Origin of the sequence: Mesorhizobium sp. M8A.F.Ca.ET.181.01.1.1, from assembly GCF_004792025.1 — a bacterium.
Lineage (GTDB): Bacteria > Pseudomonadota > Alphaproteobacteria > Rhizobiales > Rhizobiaceae > Mesorhizobium.
Genome location: NZ_SRTV01000341.1, coordinates 1 through 280, shown reverse-complemented (window position 1 = coordinate 280; position 280 = coordinate 1). Strand labels below are relative to the sequence as shown.

1 pseudogene is annotated in these 280 nt (G+C 63.9%); it reads left to right on the top strand.

Annotation, left to right across the window (positions count from 1 at the left end):
- A pseudogene (locus tag EN824_RS34885) lies at positions 1 to 280 on the top strand (ATP-binding protein); the annotation flags it as partial.

The following is a 280-nucleotide window of genomic DNA, read 5'->3' as shown; positions in this document are numbered from 1 at the left end:
CCACACCGGCGAAGGCATTTCGGCGGCCGAAGTGATCATGACGCAGCTGCATGCCGGCGGCAAGTTCGACCAGAACTCCTATAAGGTGTCCGGCGGTCTGCACGGCGTCGGCGTCTCGGTAGTCAATGCGCTGTCGGGCTGGCTGAAGCTGAAGATCCGCCGCAACGGCCAGATCTACGAGATGAGTTTCACGCACGGCAATGCCGACGCGCCGCTGAGGGTCACCGGCACCTACGAACAGCGCAAGGTTTCCGGCACCTATGAGGGGCGCAGCGGCAGC